The sequence below is a fragment of the Mesorhizobium sp. LSHC412B00 genome (assembly GCF_000503035.1).
In the GTDB taxonomy this organism is placed as follows: Bacteria; Pseudomonadota; Alphaproteobacteria; order Rhizobiales; family Rhizobiaceae; genus Mesorhizobium.
In genome coordinates this window covers 67,251-89,476 of sequence record NZ_AYWB01000012.1, presented here as the reverse complement: position 1 = coordinate 89,476, position 22,226 = coordinate 67,251, and the positions used below count along the sequence as shown (strand labels likewise).

At 63.5% G+C, this 22,226-nt stretch carries 23 protein-coding genes and 1 tRNA gene; 14 read left to right on the top strand and 10 right to left on the bottom strand.

What is annotated here, in order from left to right; all coding sequences use genetic code 11:
• Window positions 1–135: 135 nt before the first annotated feature.
• The 3 genes from X757_RS144045 to X757_RS144055 all read right to left on the bottom strand — a co-directional run bounded on the left by X757_RS144045 (window position 136) and on the right by X757_RS144055 (window position 2,977).
• Window positions 136–1,323, bottom strand: a complete 1,188-nt coding sequence (locus X757_RS144045; RefSeq protein WP_023726985.1) for a hypothetical protein — start codon at window positions 1,321–1,323, stop codon at window positions 136–138.
• Between the two features lie 90 nt (window positions 1,324–1,413).
• Window positions 1,414–2,799 carry a tyrosine-type recombinase/integrase gene (locus tag X757_RS144050; RefSeq protein WP_031251420.1) on the bottom strand — a complete coding sequence of 462 codons (1,386 nt, stop codon included), beginning with the start codon at window positions 2,797–2,799 and terminating at the stop codon, window positions 1,414–1,416.
• A 93-nt stretch (window positions 2,800–2,892) separates the two neighbouring features.
• Window positions 2,893–2,977: transfer RNA gene (locus X757_RS144055), tRNA-Leu, on the bottom strand.
• A gap of 205 nt (window positions 2,978–3,182) precedes the next feature.
• Between X757_RS144055 and X757_RS144060 the strand changes: the two genes are divergently transcribed.
• Window positions 3,183–3,767: a YqaA family protein gene (locus X757_RS144060; protein WP_023673756.1), complete on the top strand. Its 585-nt coding sequence runs from the start codon at window positions 3,183–3,185 to the stop codon at window positions 3,765–3,767.
• Window positions 3,768–3,830: 63 nt separating this feature from the next.
• Complete coding sequence (locus X757_RS144065; RefSeq protein ID WP_023726983.1) at window positions 3,831–4,349, top strand: disulfide bond formation protein B; 519 nt, start codon at window positions 3,831–3,833, stop codon at window positions 4,347–4,349.
• 404 nt (window positions 4,350–4,753) lie between these two features.
• Here the strand turns inward: X757_RS144065 and X757_RS144070 are convergent, their stop codons facing one another.
• Both X757_RS144070 and X757_RS144075 read right to left on the bottom strand, forming a co-directional pair.
• A complete protein-coding gene (locus X757_RS144070; protein WP_008874122.1) occupies window positions 4,754–5,311 on the bottom strand; it encodes an HNH endonuclease in 558 nt (185 codons plus the stop codon).
• A gap of 127 nt (window positions 5,312–5,438) precedes the next feature.
• The gene (locus X757_RS144075; RefSeq protein ID WP_023685318.1) at window positions 5,439–6,080 is read right to left on the bottom strand and encodes a DNA-3-methyladenine glycosylase; all 642 of its coding nucleotides are present in this window, start codon (window positions 6,078–6,080) and stop codon (window positions 5,439–5,441) included.
• A gap of 73 nt (window positions 6,081–6,153) precedes the next feature.
• On the opposite strand from X757_RS144075, the gene gluQRS reads away from it, so the two are divergent.
• Window positions 6,154–7,029: a tRNA glutamyl-Q(34) synthetase GluQRS gene (gene gluQRS / locus X757_RS144080; RefSeq protein ID WP_023701415.1), complete on the top strand. Its 876-nt coding sequence runs from the start codon at window positions 6,154–6,156 to the stop codon at window positions 7,027–7,029.
• Here the strand turns inward: gluQRS and X757_RS144085 are convergent, their stop codons facing one another.
• Complete coding sequence (locus X757_RS144085) at window positions 7,030–7,317, bottom strand: hypothetical protein (RefSeq protein ID WP_023701414.1); 288 nt, start codon at window positions 7,315–7,317, stop codon at window positions 7,030–7,032. It lies immediately after the preceding gene.
• Between the two features lie 219 nt (window positions 7,318–7,536).
• Here X757_RS144085 and X757_RS0134505 point away from each other — a divergent pair, with 219 nt between their 5' ends.
• Window positions 7,537–8,412, top strand: coding sequence for a DMT family transporter (locus X757_RS0134505; protein WP_031251419.1), 876 nt, complete (start codon window positions 7,537–7,539; stop codon window positions 8,410–8,412).
• Here the strand turns inward: X757_RS0134505 and X757_RS0134500 are convergent.
• Window positions 8,409–9,260, bottom strand: a complete 852-nt coding sequence (locus tag X757_RS0134500) for a YihY/virulence factor BrkB family protein (protein WP_023671675.1) — start codon at window positions 9,258–9,260, stop codon at window positions 8,409–8,411. The two genes, X757_RS0134505 and X757_RS0134500, sit on opposite strands and share 4 nt — an antisense overlap.
• A 60-nt stretch (window positions 9,261–9,320) precedes the next feature.
• On the opposite strand from X757_RS0134500, the gene X757_RS144090 reads away from it, so the two are divergent.
• The 7 genes from X757_RS144090 (at window position 9,321) to X757_RS144120 (ending at window position 14,750) form a co-directional block, all read left to right on the top strand.
• A complete protein-coding gene (locus X757_RS144090) occupies window positions 9,321–10,187 on the top strand; it encodes an SDR family oxidoreductase (protein ID WP_081726921.1) in 867 nt (288 codons plus the stop codon).
• Window positions 10,188–10,211: 24 nt separating this feature from the next.
• Window positions 10,212–10,403 carry a twin transmembrane helix small protein gene (locus X757_RS144095; protein ID WP_023671673.1) on the top strand — a complete coding sequence of 64 codons (192 nt, stop codon included), beginning with the start codon at window positions 10,212–10,214 and terminating at the stop codon, window positions 10,401–10,403.
• A gap of 19 nt (window positions 10,404–10,422) precedes the next feature.
• Complete coding sequence (locus X757_RS144100) at window positions 10,423–11,004, top strand: cob(I)yrinic acid a,c-diamide adenosyltransferase (RefSeq protein WP_023671672.1); 582 nt, start codon at window positions 10,423–10,425, stop codon at window positions 11,002–11,004.
• A gap of 31 nt (window positions 11,005–11,035) precedes the next feature.
• Window positions 11,036–11,836 (top strand): rhomboid family intramembrane serine protease, encoded by an 801-nt coding sequence (locus X757_RS144105; RefSeq protein ID WP_023701412.1) that lies wholly within the window; start codon window positions 11,036–11,038, stop codon window positions 11,834–11,836.
• Window positions 11,837–12,051: 215 nt separating this feature from the next.
• The gene (locus tag X757_RS144110; protein WP_023671670.1) at window positions 12,052–12,801 is read left to right on the top strand and encodes an electron transfer flavoprotein subunit beta/FixA family protein; all 750 of its coding nucleotides are present in this window, start codon (window positions 12,052–12,054) and stop codon (window positions 12,799–12,801) included.
• 20 nt (window positions 12,802–12,821) lie between these two features.
• Window positions 12,822–13,751, top strand: coding sequence for an electron transfer flavoprotein subunit alpha/FixB family protein (locus X757_RS144115; protein WP_023671669.1), 930 nt, complete (start codon window positions 12,822–12,824; stop codon window positions 13,749–13,751).
• 120 nt (window positions 13,752–13,871) lie between these two features.
• Entirely contained in the window at window positions 13,872–14,750 is an 879-nt protein-coding gene (locus X757_RS144120) for a 3-hydroxybutyryl-CoA dehydrogenase (RefSeq protein ID WP_023671668.1), read from the top strand.
• Between the two features lie 27 nt (window positions 14,751–14,777).
• Here X757_RS144120 and X757_RS144125 read toward each other — a convergent pair whose 3' ends face one another.
• From X757_RS144125 to X757_RS144135, 3 genes are all read right to left on the bottom strand, one after another.
• Window positions 14,778–16,703, bottom strand: a complete 1,926-nt coding sequence (locus tag X757_RS144125; protein ID WP_245271423.1) for a PAS domain S-box protein — start codon at window positions 16,701–16,703, stop codon at window positions 14,778–14,780.
• 211 nt (window positions 16,704–16,914) lie between these two features.
• The gene (locus tag X757_RS144130; RefSeq protein WP_023726981.1) at window positions 16,915–17,628 is read right to left on the bottom strand and encodes an NrsF family protein; all 714 of its coding nucleotides are present in this window, start codon (window positions 17,626–17,628) and stop codon (window positions 16,915–16,917) included.
• A 1-nt stretch (window position 17,629) separates the two neighbouring features.
• Entirely contained in the window at window positions 17,630–18,181 is a 552-nt protein-coding gene (locus X757_RS144135) for a sigma-70 family RNA polymerase sigma factor (RefSeq protein WP_023685326.1), read from the bottom strand.
• Window positions 18,182–18,385: 204 nt separating this feature from the next.
• Here X757_RS144135 and X757_RS144140 point away from each other — a divergent pair, with 204 nt between their 5' ends.
• The 3 genes from X757_RS144140 (at window position 18,386) to X757_RS144150 (ending at window position 22,198) form a co-directional block, all read left to right on the top strand.
• The gene (locus tag X757_RS144140; RefSeq protein ID WP_023726980.1) at window positions 18,386–19,393 is read left to right on the top strand and encodes an iron ABC transporter substrate-binding protein; all 1,008 of its coding nucleotides are present in this window, start codon (window positions 18,386–18,388) and stop codon (window positions 19,391–19,393) included.
• Between the two features lie 154 nt (window positions 19,394–19,547).
• Window positions 19,548–21,119, top strand: a complete 1,572-nt coding sequence (locus X757_RS144145; protein WP_023694015.1) for an iron ABC transporter permease — start codon at window positions 19,548–19,550, stop codon at window positions 21,117–21,119.
• Entirely contained in the window at window positions 21,116–22,198 is a 1,083-nt protein-coding gene (locus X757_RS144150) for an ABC transporter ATP-binding protein (protein WP_023701410.1), read from the top strand. The genes X757_RS144145 and X757_RS144150 overlap by 4 nt, the downstream gene beginning before the upstream one ends.
• The last annotated feature ends 28 nt before the right edge of the window (window positions 22,199–22,226 follow it).

Below are 22,226 nucleotides of genomic sequence, written 5' to 3'. Positions count from 1 at the left end.
CCCGGACGGCCGTCAACAGCGCGGCGTGAAAGGAGTATTGTCCACGGTTCCCTTTTGTGGACAAGCCATCCGGACTCGCTCGGCAAGGCGGTGGACGTGCTACATGCAGTACGCGTCGCATAGGGCGAGGTTCGGCTAAACCTTTAGCCGAGGATACGCCGCTTTCAGGCCCTCGCGGTGTTCGGTTGTGAGGCCGTCCTTTAGGCCCTCAAGCCATCCGAGGAACGCGTCCCAGTTATTGCGACTGAACACCTGCACTCCATAGCGGCCAGCCAAATCAACGCCGCCTCGGTTGACGATTTCGGCCATCGCGTTGTCCATCAGGAAAGCGTCACAGTATGGCGCGTACGTCGATATGTGCTTTACGTCGAAATAGAACCCCGAAAGGCGAGCGATGCTCTTGTCACGGTTCGGGTAATCCCCGCCGCGCACCATGGCCTTGAGGGTGCCGTACACCCTGCTTTGGATATCGTGGTATGGCGTGTTGGCGAAATGCTCGGAGGTCAGAAACTCTATCACCCGCTTGAGCCGGTCCTCCGGCAATGCGTCGCGAGGAAACCGATAGGTCAAGTTTCTGACGACCGTGGCGTCGATCGGCGAATTCCATAAGGCACCGTAGTCCCCCTCCGCTAACCGCAACATGTACGTATGGAAGGCTCCGATGTACCCCCGCGCGGCGTCGTCTCGTTCAAGTTGCACGTCCTGCACAAACGTTGTGACGCTTCGGCGCCAGCCCGGAAAGAGGTCAACAAGGCCGTCAATTGCTTCGGCTTTCAGCCTACGGACAAGCTCAATGTCTTTGTGGTACTCTCCCACATCAATACGAAAATACCCGTCCCACACATCAATTTCTTCGCGGAAGGCTTCTCGCCGCTGGGGACCGTACGCGTCCGGCCCGTCCGCTCGCCAAGCGTCAAAGGCGCGGTTCAACTGGGTCTGTACAACCTGGTATGTCGGCTCAAACTCATAGCCCCGCGAGGTGTTCTTTATGAACTCCAATAGGCGCTCGTGGCCAGCCCATTGGTGGGTTTCGTCTTCGTGGACATCGGAGTACGGAACGACGAGCAGCTGTAACTTCGCAAGCTCCGCAATGCGCTCGGCGGCCTCAACAAACGGCGCATCCTTCCCCCGGATGGCATGGCTGAAAAAGAACTGGTCAAGATAGAGCACCTTCTTCTTGACGGGAGGAAGGGGAAGGCGCTCGTTGTAACGACAAGCGCCACATCCGAGGTAGACGTAGTGGTCGTAAACATCCACGTTGCCGAAGCTGTTCTTCGCGCCGCAGCCGGGGCAATCACCTAGAACATAAGAAACAAGTGCCATCTCGCTCTGCTTAAGTGGGGCTGCCCGAAGCTTCGGGTTCACTTATACGCGATTCGCTCCACTCCGGGAGTTAAGGTCGATCCGCAACACTTATAGGCGCTCTGCCTTGATCATGGCCTCCATCGCCACCTTAAGCCGCGCCTCATCGCTCCCGTAGGTCTCCCCCACGCCCCCGCTTGCATGCCCGAGGATCATGTCTTGGGTGACCTTCGCAACTCCACCCACCCGGAGGCGGTCCTTCATATTGTGCCGAAGGGAGTGGACCGTGGCCTTGCGGTCTTTCACGATGGCCCGAACGTGCTTCATGAGGGCCGCCGACGCGCTCGTGGGGCCACTATCCCCGCCGTAGCGAGGGAATAGCAAGGCACCCTCTCCTGCCGCCTCTAGCGCGGCCTTTGCCGCCTCCAGAGCCTCCCCCACCAAAGGCACCTTGCGGCGCGACGAGTGCGTCTTGAGGCGCCGGCCCTCGTGCCACTGGACACTGATATGGGGTAGCTCCTCATCCACTGTGACGTCCACGGTCCTGGCACCGGTCACCTCTGCGAGCCGGCACCCAGTCCCTTCAAGGATGCGCCAAAGGTGCTTGAGGTCGTCGGCGCGGGACAGTGTATCAATCCGCGAACGAATGGCCGCAAGCTCGGCCTTCGTGAGCGAACGCCGCTTGTCCTTCGCCGTCTCGCCCTCGTCCCCGCTTCGCACCTCTAGGCCCGTGAAGGGGTTTGCGATGTGGCCGAGGTCCATTTCCTTCAGAGCGTGATTGATGATCGCCCTAGTGTCGTTCAAGTACCTGTCGACAGTTGACGGGCTGTTGATGACGCGGAGCATATGGTCGTGGACAGCGCGGGCGTCTGACCGGCGCAACTCTGTAAGCACAGGGTTCTTCCCGAGAGCTTCGATGATGTGGCCCACGACACGCTCCGCCCTCTGCTCGTCCTTCTTCCGCGCCAATTCGCTAGCCCCGGAGCGTTTGGCTCGGTCGGTGAGGTAGAGCCTCTTGGCGTCCTCTAGTGTCGGAAGCGGCGCCTTTCCGAGCCCCGAATGTAGGGCCGAGATAAGTGCGGTCTCGCCCGGTGCAACTTCGACGGGATAGCCGGTCTCCGGATCTCTCGGCCTCCCGGCAACCAAGCGTTCGGCCACGGCAGAGCGTCGGAACCATTCTGCCTCACTGGAGGGCGCCTCCGGGTCAAAGCCAAGCTCCCGGATGGCGTCTCGTGTTTTGGCGAAGCGATCCAATGGCGTTTCGGTGCGCGGGGGAATTAGCCCCTGTGCCTCGGCTAGCCGGAGCTTGGCGTCGGCCAAAGTCTGCTCGGCCGCCCCATGCACCCGGCCATATCGCTTGACGGCCTCCTGCTCGCTTCCGCCCAGCGGTGCGACCAGCTCGCCTTTGCCCAGTATCTCCCGGAGCGGACCGGGGACCTTGCGCCTATAGCGCCAAATGTCGCCACGCTTCTGGACGTGTTTCAAAACCAGTCTCATTCGATTTGTACCCCTTGGTGTACCTAAAAGTGTACCTCGGGGAAAGCGAAGGCCCTTGCAATCCTTGGGTTTCAAGGTGTCTCGGGTGGGAAATGGTGCCCCTAGCCGGAATCGAACCAGCACTCCTTGCGGAACTCGATTTTGAGTCGAGCGCGTCTACCAATTCCGCCATAGGGGCTCAGGCCCAAAGGCCTGGATGGGCGCGGACTATACGGTTGGAGGCCTGTTCGTCAACTGGCCAAATGCGCCGCCGTGCCCTGCTTGCGGCAAAAGCCCGCCTTTCTGTTTCGTGAAGCTCCTGCCATTGTGCGGCGCGGAAAATCTTTCTAGACAGACGCGCATCAAAGCGCGTTGCGTGTGGCAACCTGCATCCAGGAGAGCCGATGCTTCGCGGACTTTACGACTGGACCTTGTCGCTGGCGGCCCGCAAATCCGCCGAATGGTGGCTGGCCTTCATCGCTTTCGTCGAAAGCTCGGTGTTTTTCATACCTGCCGACGTCTTGTACCTGCCCATGGCTTTGGCGCGGCCCGAACGCGCCTATCGCTACGCGCTGACCGCTACTGTCGCGTCGGTGCTGGGCGGCATTGCCGGCTGGCTGATCGGTTACTATGCCTACGACACGATAGCACGGCCGATGCTGGAGCACTTTGGCGGCCTTGACGCGTTCGAGAGGTGGCAGTCGGCCGGCACCGGGCTGATGCTGGTGCTGCTCGTCACATCGGGTGCCGCCCACCTGCCGCCGATCAAGGTGGTCACCATTCTGGCAGGCGCCCTCCACGTCAATCTTTTCGTCTTCATCGTCTCCGCCATCCTGGCGCGTGGCGCTCGTTTCCTGCTTCTTGCCTGGCTGCTGCGCCGCTATGGCGAAGAGATCAAGGAATTCATCGAGAAGCGTTTGGGATTGATCGTCGGCGCCGGCGCCGCCGCCCTGATTTTGCTCTATATCGTCGTCAAATACGCCTTCTGACCGCCCAAGGCGGGCGGTGGTTTCAGGACTATGCCGGCGGACGGCGAATTCAACGGACGAAACATGACAGCCACGATGACAGCCGATACCGGACGCCAGCGCACGCGCACCGCTTTGTTTCTCGCCGTCGCCATGGCCGCCACGGTCGGCTCCGCGCTCGCCTTCCAGCACATAGGCGGCTACATCCCCTGCCATCTCTGCCTGGAGCAGCGCACGCCCTATTATATCGGCGCCCCGCTGATGCTGCTGGCGGTGATCGCCTCGATGTTCAGCGCACCCGCATGGCTGTCGCGCGGCCTGCTTGCCGTCGGCGGCCTGCTGATGCTCTACGGGCTCTATCTCGGCGTCTATCATTCGGGCGTCGAATGGGCCTGGTGGCAGGGCCCGGCCGATTGCACGGCCGGCGCCGGCCCGGTCGATACCGGCGGCAAGGGCGTGCTCGACGCGCTCGACAAATTCGTGCCGCCATCCTGCGACAAGGCAGCCCTTCGTATCCTCGGCCTGTCGCTGGCCGGCTGGAACGCCATCGCCAGCTTCATCCTCGCCGCCGTCGCCTTTCGCGGGGCAATGGCGCGCGATTGAGCTAATTCGATCGAGCGCCACGACGCAGAGTTCGAGCAAAAATTCTGCAGACTGGTTCGCGTGGCGCGGCTTTCGACGTCCGAGCCAGGTCGACCCCCACTCCGTCTCGGCTTCGCCGAACCACCTCTCCCCCGATCGACGGGGTAGAGGAAAGGCGCGAGCCTATTACAGCCGGCGCTACTCTACAGCCAGCGCTCCTCCAGCGGGGCTCCCTTCCTCTCCCTCCGGAGGGGGGAGAGGTGGCGCTGCGAAGCAGCGACGGAGTGGGGGAAGCCGGTCCTTAAAGGCGATGCCGCCGATAAGTGAGCGCAGCCGAGCTGTTCCGATAGGGTCTGGCAGGCGTGTGAGCATCGGAAGCGCAAAATCGCTTCAGGCGGCCAGCCTTGCGAATTCTCGAACGATCCCTACGGTTCGAGTTCCACATCCCAGTAGAGATAATCCATCCAGCTTTCATGCAGATGGTTGGGCGGGAACAGCCGGCCATTGTTGTGCAGGTCGTGCACGGTCGGCTGGTAGGGCTTCTGCAGCGGCCACATCTTGGCGTGCGCCGGCATCATGCCGCCCTTCCTCAGATTGCAGGGTGAACAGGCGGCGACGACATTCTCCCACGTCGTCGCCCCGCCGCGATGGCGCGGGATGACGTGGTCGAAGGTCAGATCCTCGGGCGTGCCGCAATACTGGCACTGGAAGCGGTCGCGCAGGAACACGTTGAAGCGGGTGAATGCCGGGTGCCTCGACGGCTTCACATAGGCCTTCAGGCTGACGACGCTGGGCAGCTTCATCGAAAAGGTCGGCGAAGACACCGCATGCTCGTATTCGGCGACGATGTTGACCCGGTCGAGGAACACCGCCTTGATGGCGTCCTGCCAGGACCAGAGCGACAAGGGGTAATAGCTGAGCGGACGGTAATCCGCATTCAGCACCAGCGCAGGAAGCCCATCCGGAGATACGGCAACCGTCACTTGTTGACCTCCTCGTTCTAGAACCGATCGGCGCGGATACTGTAAGCCCGACATGACAGGGATGTGAAGCGGATTGTCATCAGCCAAAAGCGGCAAAAATGCAGGATTTTCATGCTTTTTTACGGTTTCAGGCCGGAGGTGCTGCGTCCCGGCCCCTGGTTTCGCGATAATAGGACCAGAAAAGCCGCGATGCGACGCCTCGCCACGGGCTCCATGATTCGGCCAGAGCGATCAGCGTTTTCTCCGGCGGACGCGGCTCTATGCCGAGCGCGTGGCCAACCGCGCTCTGCAGCGCGACGTCGCGCGCGGGGAAAATATCGGGGTGGCCGGCGGCAAACAGGAGATAGACTTCCGCCGTCCACGGGCCGATGCCCGGCACCGCGATCATAGCCGCGATCGCCTCTTCGGCGTCGAGCGAACAGAGGTGATGCAGGTCGAGCCCCTCAACCACGGCCTGCGCAACCGCGATCAGACCGCGCTGCTTCGGCCGCGACAGCCCAGCCTCACGAAACATGTCCTCGCCGGCGGCAAGGATCGCCTGCGGCGTTAGCGGATCGACCAGTTTCACCAGCCGGCCGAAAATGGCATCGGCGCTCGCACGGGATACTTGTTGCGAAACGATAATGGAGGCCAGGCTTCGAAAGCCGGGCTCCGACAGCCGCAGCGGCACCTCTCCGGCCATGCCGCGCACCTTTTCCAGGCGCGGATCGATTGCGCAAAGCGCATCCAGCCCGCGCGCAATATCGTCCAGTGTCGCGATGCGTTGCATGTTTCTTGTTCCTGAACCGACCGCACGGTAGCAATTGGCAAAACCGCTGCACAACCCGATTGCCGCTTGTGAGATGACGCTCCTGACATTCCGCTTCGCGCCGAGCCCGAATGGCGAACTGCATCTCGGCCATGCCTGTTCGGCACTGCTCAACCAGCAACTGGCGCGTGCGGCCGGCGGCCGCCTGCTGCTGCGCATCGAGGACATCGACACGATCCGCTGCACGCCTGAATTCGAGGCCGGCATCTTTCGCGACCTCGAATGGTTAGGTCTCGAATGGGAACAGCCGGTGCGGCGCCAGGCCGAGCATTTCACCGACTATCAGGCCGTGCTCGACCGGCTGGTCCGCGAAGAACTCGTCTACCCTGCCTTCATGAGCCGTGGCGAGATCAGGGCCTTCATCGCCGACAGCGAAAAGCGCGGCCGCGACTGGCCGCGCGACCCGGACGGCGTGCCGCTTTATCCCGGCGCCGACAAGGCGCTGCCGATCAGCGAACGCAACCGCCGCATCGCCGAAAATGCGCCCTTCGCCTGGCGCCTCGACGTTAAGGCGGCGCTGGCGCGCGTCGGCACGGATTTGTCCTGGCGCGAATTCACCAACGAGACGCTTTCGGCGACGCAGCGCGTCGAGGCGCGTCCGCAAGACTGGGGCGACGTCATTCTGGCGCGCCGCGACATACCGACCAGCTATCACCTGGCCGTCGTCGTCGACGACGCCCTGCAAGGTGTGAGCCATGTCGTGCGTGGCCGCGACCTCTATTCCGCGACTGGCATCCAGCGCTTGCTGCAAGAATTGCTCGGCCTCGGCCAGCCGCAGTATTTCCACCACCGTCTCATACTCGGACCTGATGGGCGCAAACTGTCGAAGAGTTTTGCTGATACCGGCCTTGCCGCACTGAGGCAGGCAGGCATGTCGCCGGACGATGTCAGGCGGCTGGTCGGGCTATGACTAAAGCCGGGCCAGCCCCGCCTTGAGCAGCGCCAACGCGCCGATAAACGCGAAGGCGCCGCCCAGTCCCCAGGCAACCGCGAGCTTCAGATCTCTCAGGACGATGCCATGTTCGTTCGCGGCCATGACCGCGACGAAAAAGCCGAGCGTGAACAGCAATGTGTTGCCGGTCGACCCAAAACCGTCCTCCTGCATGATGGCGTCGAGCGCTGAACCGAAGAAGAAGCCGAACACGGCCACACTGGCCACCGTCATCAACAGCCAGCTTGTATCGAGATGCAACAGCATGCGCGCTCCCTGTCGAAGCCAAAACGCCATGTCGCCGGATCGATCGACAGAAGTCGATTGCCCTGACGCCGCCTTTTGAATTCGACCACCTCCTACATCAGGATGAACTTATGTACCAATTGTTTCGCTTTGCTTGCCGGATTGAACCGCATTAGAGCAATTGCCGTATTTGTCTCTTCACCGAATCGGACCTCTCCACCGGAAACGGCTTCCCCGAAAATGCACAGTCTCAAGCGGTTCATCCCCGCCTCGTTTGTCGTCCTGTGGGCGACAGGTTTCATCGGCGCGCGCTACGCCATGCCCTGGGCCGAGCCCTTCACCTTTTTGGCGGCCCGCTTTGTCATCGCCGCCTTGCTGCTCGCCGGCCTGATGCTCGTGCTTGGCTCGAAGCGAGCCACAAGGGCAGAAGCGCTTCACGCCACGGTCGCCGGCATCCTCATGCATGGCATCTATCTCGGCGCGGTGTTCTGGGCGATCCACAGGGGCATGCCCGCCGGGCTTTCGGCGCTGATCGTCGGCCTGCAGCCACTGATCACCGCCGTGCTTGCCGGCCGATTCCTCGGCGAGGCCATCCTGCCGCGCCACTGGGCCGGCCTTGCCGTCGGCCTTGTGGGGGTGATCATCGTGCTGTGGCCGAAGCTCGGCGCTCTCGGCGGCGGCGTTACGCCCGAAACCCTGGCGGCGTCGCTGGTCTCGGTGCTGGGCATGAGCGCCGGGACCATCTGGCAGAAGCGCTATGCCTCGGGTGGCGACCTGGTGGCGGCGACGATGTGGCAATATATCGGCGGCGGCTCGCTGATGATCCTGGCCTCGCTGGCCCTTGAGACCCATACGGTGATCATCAACGGGGAACTGATCTTCGCCATGGCCTGGCTGGTCCTGGTGCTGTCGATCGGCGCCATCTTCCTGCTGATGGTGATGATTCGCGACGGCGAGATGTCGAAGGTCGCGTCGCTGTTCTACCTGGTGCCGGCCGTCACCGCTGTCATCGCCTGGGCGCTGTTCGGCGAACGGCTCAGCCTCGTGCAGATCGTTGGCATGGCAATCGCGACGCTCGGCGTCGGGCTGGCCACGGCTCGGCCAGCCAAAACCTAGCTGCCGACACGCGCGCGCGCTTCGAGAAAGCGGCTGATCGCCGCATTGAGTTCGCCGCCGAGGATGAAGATCGCCGACAGCATATAGAGGAAAACCACGGCGATCATGATCGAGGCGAGGCCGGCATAGGTCGTCACATAGGACGAGAAATGGTCGAGGTAGGTCGCGAACATCGTCGAGCCGACAAGCCACGCAGCCAGAGTGAAGATGATGCCAGGCACCAGCGAGACAAAGCGGCGCTTGCCCGCCGGCAGCCAATAGTGGACGGCAAACAAGCCACCAATGATGACGGTTGAGGCGATGACGTAACGCCACAGCGTGATCGTGCCCGTATAGGGTTTGATCCACTCGAAATGAGCTTCCGCCAGCCGCGCCAGCAAGGGCGCAAAGACCAGGAGCACGCTGATCGCCAGGAAACCGGCCGTCGCGATCAGCACGAAGAAAATGCTCTGCACCCGGCGGTAGATGATGCCGCGCGTTTCGGCGACGCGGTAGGCGCGGTTGAGCGAGGTGCGCAGCGCCTCGATGCCGTTGGAGGCGAAATAGGCCGCCAGCAGCACGCCGTAGGTCAAAAGATCGGTGCGCCGCACGGTCAGCACGTTGAGCACTTCGCGCGCGATAGGCTTGGCGATCTGTTCGGGCCAGGTGTCGAAGACCAGGTGCACGGCAGTATCGGCGAACGCCTGCGCGCCGAGGAAGCTCGCCAGCGTGGTGGCGAAGATCAGGAACGGGAACAGCGCCATGAGCGAAGTGATCGCCAGATGGCTGGCCATGGCCCAGCCGTCATCGGTGTTGAAATGGCCAAGCGCGTCATAGAGCACGCGGCGCAGCACGACGATATTCCGCATCAAGAGCCGCGTTCCCTTCGATTGTCTCGACGCCGCGAATATGGGAAGGGATTGTGGCAAATGGCAACCCTTGCTCAAACCACGATGCCGCCTGCCAAAGAGTTGCGCACCATCATCGTCACCGGCGCCTCGTCCGGGATAGGCGCCTACTGCGCCCGTGCGCTGAAGGCGGATGGCTGGCGCGTGTTTGCAACGGCGCGCAAGCCGGATGACATAGCCGCACTTGAAGCCGACGGCATCGAGGCGTTTTACCTCGATTACCGTGAGCCGGACTCTATCGAAGCCCTTGTGGGCTCGGTGCAGGAGCGGACAGGCGGACGCCTCGACGCCCTGTTCAACAACGGCGCCCATGCACAGCCCGGCGCTGTGGAAGACCTGCCGGTTGCGGCATTGCGCGAGCAGTTCGAGGCCAATTTCTTCGGCTGGCACGACCTCACCCGACGCATCGTACCGGTAATGCGTCGCCAGGGACATGGCCGCCTCGTTCATTGTTCCTCGATCCTTGGGCTCGCGCCGGTGCCTTTTCGCGGCGCCTACTCAGCCTCCAAGCACGCGATCGAAGGCCTGATGCTGTGCATGCAGCAGGAACTCAGGGGCAGCGGCATCCATGTCTCGCTGATCGAACCGGGGCCGGTGACCTCGAAAATCGCCAGCAACGGGCTGTTCTGGTTCCTGAAGAACATCGACCACGAGAATTCCGTCCACCACGTCGCCTATGCCGCGCAACTGGCGCGGCTTCGGGCCGGCGGCAGTTCATCGCCGCTGAAAAAGGGGCCGGAGGTGGTCTATGCGGCCTTGCGCCATGCTCTTCTGTCGCGGCGCCCGCGCCCGCACTATGTGGTAACAGTGCCGGCCAGGATCGGCGTGATGCTCAAGCGCATCCTGCCGGCATCGATGCTCTACCGCGTTCTGGCCGGACGCGCCTGATCGCAACAGAACTGGGAACAGATCATGGCAACCGTCATCAAAGTCCTCCTCGTCCTCGTCATGGTCGCCGTGGTGATCGTGCTTGTCCGCGGCCTCATCAACATGATGCGCGGCGGCTCCGGTGTGAGCTCGAACAAGCTGATGCAGGCACGCGTGCTGCTGCAGGCGCTGGCGTTGGCACTGATCCTGCTGGTGGTGTATTTCACCCGCAAGTGACGGCCGTTCGGGAGGCGACGTGGTCAAGCTCAACAAGATCTACACCCGCACCGGCGATGACGGCACCACTGGCCTCGGCACCGGTGAACGCAGGCTGAAATCCGACCTGCGCGTCGATGCCTACGGCACCGTCGATGAAGCCAATGCCTGCATCGGTATCGCCCGCCTGCACACAGCGGCAAGTTATCCCGCCATCGACGCCATGCTGTCCCGCATCCAGAACGATTTGTTCGACCTCGGCGCCGATCTCGCCGTGCCCGACGACGGCAAGCCGCTGGGCTACGAGCCGCTGCGCATCATCGCCTCGCAGACCGACCGCGTCGAAAAGGATATCGACCTTCTCAACAAGGATCTGCAGCCGCTCAAATCCTTCGTGCTCAATGGCGGCACGCCGGCGGCGGCAGCACTTCATCTTGCCCGCACCGTGGCGCGACGGGCCGAGCGGATCATGGTGGCGCTGGCGCAGGACCCGGCCGAACATGTCAATCGCGAGGGGCTGAAATACATAAACCGCGTCTCCGACTTTCTGTTCGTCGCCGCCCGTGCGGTCAATGACAACGGAAATGCCGACGTGTTATGGGTGCCCGGCAAGAACCGCTGAATTTTCTCGAAGGCGGGAAAGGGCTTGGGGCATGTTCATCCCGCTTTACGACTCCAACAGGTTGCGCCACATCCGGCTGCAATATGTGACGATCGGCCTGATCGCGGCCAACGCGTTGGTCTTTCTCATCACCACGATCGGCGGCGAAAATTTCAACAATGCCGCCGTGCTCGGCCTCGGCTTTATTCCTTCCGTTGTCCACGATACGGCAGAACTCTCGCCCCAATTCGTCGTCATTCCGGAGAGCCTGAGTTACCTCACCTATGCCTTCCTGCATGCCGATATCTTTCATCTCGGCGGCAACATGCTGTTCCTGTGGGTGTTCGGCGATAATGTCGAGGACGCACTCGGCCACATCCGCTACCTCATCTTCTACCTGCTTTGCGCCATCGCCGGCGCCTTCTTGCAGGGGCTCGTCGCCTGGAGTTCGGAGGTTCCGCTGATCGGCGCCTCCGGCGCCATTGCCGGCGTCGTCGCCGCCTATCTGGTCCTCTACCCCCGGGTGAAAGTGTGGGTGCTGGTCTTTGCCCGGATTCCGCTGCGTATCCCGGCCTTCATCCCGCTGATCCTGTGGATCGGCTTCCAGGTGGTGATGTTTGCCGCCGGCGGCGAAAACCAGATATCCTGGGCCTGCCACATTGGCGGCATCATTGCCGGTGGCGTGCTGGTGCTCATCATGCGCAGCCGCGGCGTGCCGCTGCTCGCCGGTGACGACGGCGAGCCGGAACCCGCCGATCAGCCAGCCGCTTCTATTGGGCCGGCGCCAGCCGGTCCGGCTCCCGTGCAACCTGAGACGCGTTGGGGCCGGGGTGGCGCTTCCGGTCACAACTGAACCGATTTGAGTGGTTTGGCCGCTGCCGTGGCATATTGACGTGTTGCGTCGCCACAACTACGGAGAGCGCCACCGCTAGGCGGCAGAAGACCAGAATTCGTCCGGCCAGGATTCCGTTTGGCCGCAATTCAGTCAGGAATGTCGGCTTTCGACAACTCTGCGGAGGCGCACGCTGCTATAGCGCGCCCGGATATCTCAGGAGAGGTGACAGGCAAATGAAGATCCTTGTGCCCGTGAAGCGGGTTGTGGATGCGAACGTCAAGGTTCGCGTCAAGGCTGATGGTTCGGCGGTTGAACTCGCCAATGTCAAGATGGCGATGAACCCGTTCGACGAGATCGCGGTGGAAGAGGCACTCCGGCTGAAGGAAGCCGGCAAGGCCGAAGAGATCATCGTCGTTTCGATCGGCCCGCAGCAGGCGCAGGAAACGCTCCGCACCGCGCTCGCCATGGGCGCCGACCGCGCCATCCTGGTCAAGACAGATGAACAGACCGAGCCGCTCGGCGTCGCCAAGGTGCTGAAGGGCGTCGTCGACGCCGAGCAGCCCGGCCTCGTGATCCTCGGCAAGCAGGCGATCGATGATGACTCGAACCAGACCGGCCAGATGCTGGCCGCCCTGCTCGGCTGGGCACAGGGCACCTTCGCCTCCAAGGTCGTGCTCGACGGCGACAAGGCCAAGGTGACGCGCGAAGTCGATGGCGGCCTGCAGACGGTGGAACTGAAGATGCCGGCGATCATCACCGCCGATCTTCGCCTCAACCAGCCGCGCTACGCCTCGCTGCCCAACATCATGAAGGCCAAGAAGAAGCCGCTCGACGAAAAGAGCCCGGCCGATTACGGCGCCGACGTCAAGCCGCGCCTGAAGGTGCTCAAGACCGAGGAGCCCAGCGGCCGCAAGGCGGGCGTGAAGGTCAAGAGCGTCGCCGAACTGGTCGACAAGCTGAAGAACGAAGCCGGCGTGCTCTGAGACTGGAAGGAACAGATAAAATGACCATTCTCCTCATCGCAGAACACGACAACGCAACTCTTTCCGACCAGACCGCCAAAGCGCTCTCGGCGGCGCTGCAGATCGGTTCGGACGTGCATGTGCTGGTCGCCGGCAAAGGCGCCAAAGGCGCTGCCGACGCCGCCGCCAAGCTCAAGGGCGTGAGCAAGGTGCTGCTGGCCGAGGCCGACGAACTGGCCGAGCGCCTCGCCGAACCGCTCGCCGCACTCGTTGTCTCGCTGGCCGGCGCCTACGACACCATAATCGGGCCGGCGACCTCGTCGGGCAAGAACGTCGCGCCGCGCGTGGCGGCCCTGCTCGATGTCGCGCAAGTCTCCGAGATCATCGAAGTGGTTTCACCAGACACGTTCAAGCGGCCGATCTATGCTGGCAATGCGATCCAGACGGTGCAGTCTACCGACGCCAAGAGGGTCATCACTGTGCGCACCGCCTCCTTCCAGGCTGCCCCCGAGGGCGGCTCGGCAGCTGTCGAGACGGTGAAGGCCGCGGCCAATCCCGGCCTCTCCACTTTCGTCGAGAACAAACTCTCGGAAACCGACCGTCCGGAGCTGACCTCGGCAAAGATCATCATTTCGGGCGGCCGCGCGCTCGGCTCCTCGGAAAAGTTCCAGGAAGTCATCCTGCCGGTCGCCGACAAGCTCGGTGCAGCCGTCGGCGCCTCGCGCGCTGCCGTCGACGCCGGCTACGCCCCGAATGACTGGCAGGTCGGCCAGACCGGCAAGGTCGTGGCGCCGGACCTCTATATTGCCGTCGGCATTTCCGGCGCCATCCAGCACCTTGCTGGCATGAAGGATTCGAAGGTCATCGTCGCCATCAACAAGGACGAAGAGGCGCCGATCTTCCAGGTTGCCGATTACGGCCTGGTCGGCGACCTGTTCGTCATCCTGCCGGAACTGCAAAAGGCGCTTTGACGCTCTCTGCCAAAGCGTATTAAATTGTGAAAGGGTGGGGTAGACGAAGCTGCCCCACCCTTTTAGTTTGCACTGCACAAAAAGCAGGCCGCAAAGGCCTTTTCGACGGGATCGCTGCAAATGGCCAAGATCGAGACGATCGGCATCATCGGCGCCGGCCAGATGGGCGGCGGCATCGCGCATGTATCAGCACTTTCGGGTTTCAAGGTGCTGATCTACGACGTCTCGCCCGACCGTATCGAGAAGGGCATTGCCACGGTCAGCGGCAACATGGCCCGTCAGGTCGGCTCCGGCAAGCTTGAGGAAAAGCTGCGTAACGAAGCGATGGCGCGCATTTCCGCAGCCCCCACCATGGCTGATCTCGCCGGTGCCGATCTGGTTATCGAGGCGGCGACCGAGGACGAGACGGTCAAGCGCAAGATTTACGCGCAGCTCTGTCCCCAGCTCAACCCGGAAGCCATTCTGGCGACCAACACCTCGTCGATTTCGATCACCCGGCTTGCGGCGCAGACCGACCGTCCCGAGCGTTTTATCGGCATACATTTCATGAACCCCGTGCCGCTGATGAAGCTGGTCGAACTGGTGCGCGGCATCGCTACCGAGGATCAGACCTTCGAGGCGGCCAAGGCCTATGTGAAACAGCTCGACAAGACCATCACCGTCTCTGAAGATTTTCCGGCCTTCATCGTCAACCGCATTCTGTTGCCGATGATCAACGAGGCGATCTACACGCTCTATGAGGGGGTCGGCTCGGTCGATGCCATCGACACCGCCATGCGGCTCGGCGCCAACCATCCGATGGGACCGCTGCAGCTCGCCGATTTCATCGGCCTCGACACCTGCCTGTCGATTATGCAGGTGCTGCATGACGGCCTGTCGGATTCGAAATATCGCCCCTGCCCGCTGCTGGTGAAATATGTCGAGGCCGGCTGGCTCGGCCGCAAGACCGGGCGCGGCTTCTACGACTATCGCGGCGAGCATCCGGTTCCGACGCGCTAACCACCAGAACGAAAGTTCCGTGCTCCCTCAGGACGCCGCTGCAAGCGGCGGCTCTGCTTGGCCTCTTGACCCGGTATCGTCAGGCGCCACGGAAACACAGCCGCGGCCGGCGGCCTTGGCCGCATAGCAGGCAGCATCGGCCCGGGCGATGATCTCGTCGACTTCACCGCTGTTGCTGTGGATTGGCGCCAGCCCGATGCTGGCATCGATCGCATGCGGCCGGCCGTCCCAGCTGAACTGCAGGCCGCGGATGGCGTCGATGACCGAGCGTGCGGCAATCCTGGCGCCGGCGCTCGGCCCGGCTTTCAGGATGACCGCGAATTCGTCGCCGCCGAGGCGGGCCACGATATCCTCCGGCCCAAGCGCACCGCGAATGGCCTCGGCAACCCGCTTCAGCAAGGCGTCGCCGGCGGCGTGCCCGCCAGTGTCGTTGACCAGCTTGAAATGGTCTAGATCGATGAACATGAAATGATGTTCGCCCGCCGGCCTGGCTGTGCCGGCCTTGCGGCTCCGGTCGACCAGTTCCTCCATGGTGCGGATAAAGCTCGAACGGTTGGCAAGGCCAGTCAGCGCATCATGCGCGGCGGCATAGGCGAGCTGGCGCTGCAAGGCGCGCGCATCGGTGAAGTCCTGGAAGACAATGACAAGACCGCAGAACTCCTGGCGGTCGTTCATGATCGGCGACACCACCTGGCGGATGCTGCAGCGTGTGTCGTCGCGACGGATGAGGACGGCGCGACTGTTCTGGTCGACAGGGCTGGCGCTGCCGAGCGCCGGCCGCGTCATGCCGATCCTTTGCCCGGTTTCTTCGTCCACCGCCCAGTAGACATGGCCAAGCGTCTTGCCGAGCGCCTCTGCGCCAACAACGCCGGTGAGCTTTTCGGCGACAGGGTTCATGAAGGTGATGCGGTTTGCGGCATCGGTGCAGATGACGGCGTCGCCGATCGACTGCAGCGTCACCCTCAGCCGCTCCTTCTCGTCGGCCAGCATTGCCGCCGATACGATGAGGCTTTCCTCGGTTTGCTTGCGCTGGGTGATGTCGGTCAGGCTGCCGATGGCCCTGACCAGCCGTCCGTCCTTGTCGCGTTCGAGCGTCTTGCCGCGGTCGAGGATCCAGACCCAGTGGCCATCCTTGTGGCGCATCCGGAACTCGGCTTCGAAGAACGGTGTCCTGCCCTCCAGATGGGCACGATCGGCTTCGGCGACGTTTTCGCGATCGTCGGGGTGGATCATCGCCAGCCAGCGGTCGGGGTCGCCGTCCAGTTCGCCATCGGCATAGCCCAGCATCTTCACCCAGGTGGCGGAGTAGGTGGTGCCGCCCTTCCGCATATCAAGATCCCAGACGCCTTGTCCGGCGCTGGCCAGGGCAAAATTCCAGCGCGTTTCGGCCTCGGCTATGCGCGCCTCGGATTGCTTGCGCGCATCGATATCCTCGATCTGGGAGACCAGGTAGAGCGGGCTCCCGCTCTTCTCGTCGCGAATGACGGAACCGGCAAGATGGGCCCATACCGGCGTGCCGTCCTTCCTGAGGTAGCGCTTTTCGAAGTGGAAGGCGTTGACGGTGCCCGCCCGCATGCCGTCCATCGTCTCACGGCCGATCTGCACATCGTCGGGATGGGTGATCTGGAAGAAGGTCAGCGCCTCGATCTCCTGCTTGCTATAGCCGAGCATGGCGGCGAAGGCCGGGTTGGTTTCATGGATGCGGCCGTCGAGGCCGACAATGGCGATGCCGATCGCCGAATCCTCCATGGCGCGGCGGAAACGCTGCTCGCTTTCGGCGATCTGCCGGCGGTCGTCCAGTATCCGGTAAATGAACAGGGCGGCGAGAATCAGCGCAACGGCGGCGACCGGCACCGATATCTGCAGGCAGAGTTTCAGCACTTCGGCGCTGACATCGAGCCGCGACAGCAGGAGCGCGACCACGGCAGCGCAAAGCCCTCCGGCCGCAAGCACCAAAGCCACCTGACTGTCAGCCCGCAGGCTTTTTCGCTCTCGTCGCATCACTGTGCATGCCACCCCATGCGCAACACATTTCTGCAAAAAACACTGGATGATCGATTTTAAGGAAAGGTTGCGCCGGAGCCACCGGCAACACGGTGAACCCGCAAACAATTCCCGGCATGATTAAGGATCGGTGATTATTGGGCGATCTTGAACGGCCCGGTCACCAGCGCACGAAGAACCGTCCCCCGAGCGCGCCCAGACCGGCGAGGACGGCGATGGCGAGCGTGTACCAGGTGGCGACGAAAAGCGGCGAATCGTCGAAGCAGTGCGCGGCGTAGAAGGTCGCCGCCAGGCCGCCGGCGAGCAGTCCCGCGACCGCCCCGGCCAACACCGGCCGCGTCGGCGCGCCATAGCGCAGCATCCACAGGAAGACGGCAAGCGGGCCGATGCCGATCAGCGGGATGAAGCCCATGCAGATCATCATGTTGGAGCCGACCATGCGNAAGACGGCAAGCGGGCCGATGCCGATCAGCGGGATGAAGCCCATGCAGATCATCATGTTGGAGCCGACCATGCGCGTGCTCCACATCGGCTCCGGCACCATGAACAGTTCGAGAGCCACCGCCACGGCCACCAGCAGCGGCGCCGCCAGCATCCAGGCCGCGGCTCTTGCCGTCGAAGCGCCCGGCGTCGACAACGCCCGGACCAGGCCAAAGGCGGTGACGGCGAGCACGATGGTGAACACGAACTTCGCCAGGAACCGCATCGTGTGCATGGCGGTCATGATGTCGGGACGCGGGCCGATGGTGAGAAAGAAGACCAGAGCCGCGATCACCGCCGCGGCTGCCGCCGCCATCAACCAGGCCGAGCGCAGCGGCATCGCCTTGCTGCTTGTGTCGGCGTCGAGTGCCTTGATGAGATCCTCCGTCCTCATGTCACTGCCGCCCGAAGCGCCCCTGCCCAAATCGCTTGGCGATCGCGGCAAGCCCGCGATGCAGCGACACCCGCACCGCCGTCTCGCTGACGCCGAGCGTGGCCGCCGTCTCGCCGATGGAGCGGCCGTCGACCGAGATCGAAGAAACGACGGAACGCTGCGCAGCCGGCAGTCCGTCCAGCGCCCGGTTGATGTCGCGTTCGCTGACGGTCTCGGTTTCCGGCTCGGCAAAGGTCTCGGCGATCTCGTCGATCTCGATTTCGATGCGCCGTCCGCGCCGCCGGAAAGCATCGATCAGCTTGAAGCGGGCTATCGCATAGATCCATGGCAACACCGGCGCGTCCTGGCGCCAGGTATGCCGTTTCACATGAATGGCCAGCAAGGTTTCCTGCACAACATCCTCGGGATCGACCCCGCCCTGTACGATCTTGCGCCTCGCAAAGCCGCGAACCAGCGCGGCGATCCGGTGCAAAAAGTCGGCGTAGGCCCTTTCATCTCCCGCGATCGCGGCCCGCATCAGCCGGGAAAGCTCGGCCTCATCCTTGCCGCTCACAAGAGTTCACTCCCCGATCTTCGCGCCTCGGCACCGATTTGTTACGTGTCCGGCGAAATGATGTCCAAGCCAAAGTGCCGCAAAATCACGAAAGTTTGCGGGAGCGGCGACCGATTGAAGCAGCCGAGCAATGTTGACTACTGCTGTCAGGTATCGATAGGTGCAGCCTGCGAAACCAGAACCACCGAGATTGAGGATGACGCCATGAGATACACGCTCTCCACCCTAGCGGGGGCCAAAGCGCTGGCCGTGAGCATGATCGCCGGGCCGGCGATGGCCGCGGATGCCGGCATCATCGTCTACAACGCCCAGCATGAGAGCCTGGCCAAGGAATGGGTCGAAGGTTTCACCAAGGAAACCGGCATCAAGGTCACGCTGCGCAATGGCGGCGACAGCGATTTCTCCAACCAGATCGTCGCCGAGGGCGCTTCTTCGCCGGCCGACGTGTTCCTGACCGAAAACTCGCCGGCGATGACCCTGGTCGAAGCGGCGGGCCTTTTCGCGCCGGTCGACGCCGACACGCTGGCGCAAGTCCCGGCCGAATTCCAGCCGAGCAGCGGCAGATGGGTGGGTGTCGCGGCGCGCAGCACCGTCTTTGCCTACAACAAAACCAAGCTCACGGCCGAAAAGCTGCCCAAATCGATGCTCGATCTCGCCGATCCGAGCTGGAAAGGCCGCTGGGCAGCCTCGCCTTCCGGCGCCGATTTTCAGGCCATCGTCAGCGCGTTGCTCGAGCTCAAGGGCGAAGCCGCAACCGCCGACTGGCTGAAGGCCATGAAGGAGAATTTCACCGCCTACAAGGGCAACGGCACGGTGATGAAGGCGGTCAATGCCGGCGAGATCGAAGGCGGAATCATCTACCACTATTACTATTTCGGCGATCAGGCAAAGACCGGCGAAAACAGCAAGAACGTCGAACTGCATTATTTCAAGAACCAGGATCCCGGCGCTTTCGTCTCGATCTCCGGCGGCGGCGTGCTCGCCTCGAGCAAACACCCGAAGGAAGCCCAGGCGTTCCTCAAATGGGTGACCGGGAAAGGCGGCCAGGACGTGCTGAAGACCGGCACGTCCTTCGAATACGCTATCGGCAAGGACGCGCAGTCCAATCCCAAGCTGGTGCCGCTGGCCGACCTGCAGGCGCCGAAGGTCGATCCGGCGACACTGAACTCCAAAAAGGTGACGGACCTGATGACGGCAGCCGGCTTGCTTTAGGCTGGGTTCGTCCTAAAAGGGCAACGATTGCGCTCCTGCCGGACTTTCCGCAGGAGCGCTCTGTTTTCGAGATGGCATTGTCCATGACAACACATTGCGTTTCCGGCCGCGCCTGCGGCGCCCCCGCCCCGGCGGCAGTGGCGCGGTCGAGCTGATGCAAACTGCGGTCGATCTCGCACGTTCAGGCCAGACAGTCGGGCGGTCCCGCCGGAAGCCCATGTCCTGGATCGCGCTTGCCGCCATAATTGTCTCGCTGCTGTCGCTGCTGCCGCTGGCGTTCATCATCTGGATCGGTGTGCAGATCGGCTGGGACACTGCTTCGGCCCTGGTCTTCCGGCCGCGCGTCGGCGAACTTCTGGTCAACACCGTGCTTCTGGTGGCGCTCACCGTGCCGATCGCCACCGTGCTGTCGGTGACGCTGGCATGGCTGACCGAGCGCAGCGACCTGCCCGGCGCCCGGCTGTGGGCTTGGCTGTCGGTGGCGCCGCTCGCCATCCCCGCCTTCGTGCATTCCTACGCCTGGATCACCATGGTGCCGACCTTGCACGGCCTGTGGGCCGGCGTGCTGGTCTCGGTTCTCGCCTATTTCCCGTTCCTCTATCTGCCGCTGGCGGCGGCTCTGCGCCGGCTCGATCCTGCTTTGGAGGACGCAGCCGCAGCACTCGGCCTTGGACCATGGCGGGTGTTTTGGCGTGTCGTGCTGCCGCAGCTGAGACTGGCCATTTGCGGCGGCGCGCTGCTGGTCGGCCTGCATCTGCTGGCCGAATACGGCCTCTACGTCTTCATCCGCTTCGACACTTTCACCACGGCGATCGTCGACCAGTTCCAGTCGACCTTCAACGGTCCCGCCGCCAACATGCTAGCCGGCGTCCTGGTGACTTGCTGCTTCGTGCTGCTCGCGCTGGAGGTGCTGGTGCGCGGCGAGGAACGCTATGCCCGCGTAGGCTCGGGTGCCGCGCGCCGCCAGCAGCGCACCAGGCTCGGGCGCGCCACGCTGCCTTGCCTGGCTCTGCCTGCCATCACCACGCTGCTCGCCATCGGCGTGCCCTTCGTCACCATCGGCCGCTGGCTGGTCGCCGGCGGCGCCGATGTCTGGCGTTTCGACGAGATCGGCCTGGCGCTTGGCCAGACGCTCTTCCTGGCGCTCGCCGGCGCCCTGTTGGCAACAATCGCCGCCATGCCGATGGCCTGGATCTCGATCCGCGCGCCCGGGCCGCTGCAGCGGCTGCTCGAGGGCTGCAACTACATTGTCGGTTCGCTGCCCGGCGTCGTCATCGCGTTGGCGCTGGTCACCATCACCGTGCGCATCGCCATGCCGCTCTACCAGACGCTGTTCACCATCCTGGTCGCCTATGCGCTGATGTTCCTGCCGCGCGCCTTGATCAGCCTCAGAGCCTCGATCGCACAGGCGCCGGTCGAGCTCGAACGCGCCGCCGCCAGCCTTGGCCGGCCGCCGCTGAAGGCGCTTTGGTCGACAACGATTCGCCTGTCGGCGCCGGGGGCTGCGGCCGGCATGGCGCTGGTCGCGCTCGGCATCATGAACGAGCTGACCGCCACCCAGATGCTGGCGCCCAACGGCACGCGCACGCTGGCCATGGCGTTCTGGTCCTATAGCGGCGAGATCGACTATGCCTCCGCCGCCCCTTACGCCTTCATCATGGTGGCGATGTCGCTGCCGCTGACCTGGCTGCTCTATGTCCAGTCGAAACGGATGGCCGGGCGATGAGCTTTCTCGAAATCAATGGCCTCACCAAGCACTACGGCCCGGTCGCAGCCCTTGCCGGCATCGAGCTCAGCGCCGCAAGCGGCAGTCGCACCGCGATCGTCGGCCCGTCCGGCTGCGGCAAGACGACGTTGCTGCGGCTGATCGCCGGCTTCGAGGCGCCCGACCAGGGCCGCGTCGTGCTCGACGGCGAGGTGCTGGCCAATGGCGGCCATGCGGTGCCGGCGCACCGCCGCGGCATTGGCCTGGTGGCGCAGGACGGCGCCCTGTTCCCGCATCTCAGCATCGGCGACAATATCGGCTTTGGCATGGCCCGCGGCGAGGACCAGCGCGCCGAGCGCATCGCCGAGCTCGCCTATACCGTCGGGCTCGACAAGGCGATCCTCAAGCGCCGCCCGCACCAGCTCTCCGGCGGCCAGCAGCAGCGTGTGGCGCTGGCCCGCGCCATGGCGATGAAGCCCAGGCTGATGCTTCTCGACGAACCGTTCTCGGCGCTCGACACCGGTCTGCGCGCCTCGATGCGCAAGGCGGTCGCCGAACTACTCGAAGCCGCCGGCATCACCACCATCCTGGTCACCCACGACCAGGCCGAGGCGCTGTCCTTCGCCAGCCAGGTGGCGGTCATGCGCGACGGAAAGTTCTCTCAGATCGGCACACCGCGAGAACTCTATCTGCAGCCGAAAGACCGCATGGTTGCCGAGTTTCTTGGCGACGCCATCATCTTGCCGGCAAAGATTTCAGGCGGCTTCGCCACCTCCTCGCTTGGTCGCATAGCCGTCGACTCGAAGGAGCGGCGCGACATCGCCCGCATCATGCTGCGACCGGAGCAGGTGCAGGTAAAGCGCACGTCGCGCGAAGGCATGTCGGGTCCTGCGGGCACGATATTCGCCGAGGTGACGGACTCGGAATTCGCAGGCTCGATGTGCACCATTGCCGTGCGGCTGTTGAACAACCCCGATCCGCCGGACGCCGCGGCAATAGGCAGCACGCCGCTGATCCTGCGCAAACCGGGTATCGACGCGCCTTCCGTCGGCGAGATCGTGCGCCTGACCGTCTCCGGCAAGGCGCATGTCTTCGCCTGAACTGCCGATGCGTCGGATTGGCGCGAGC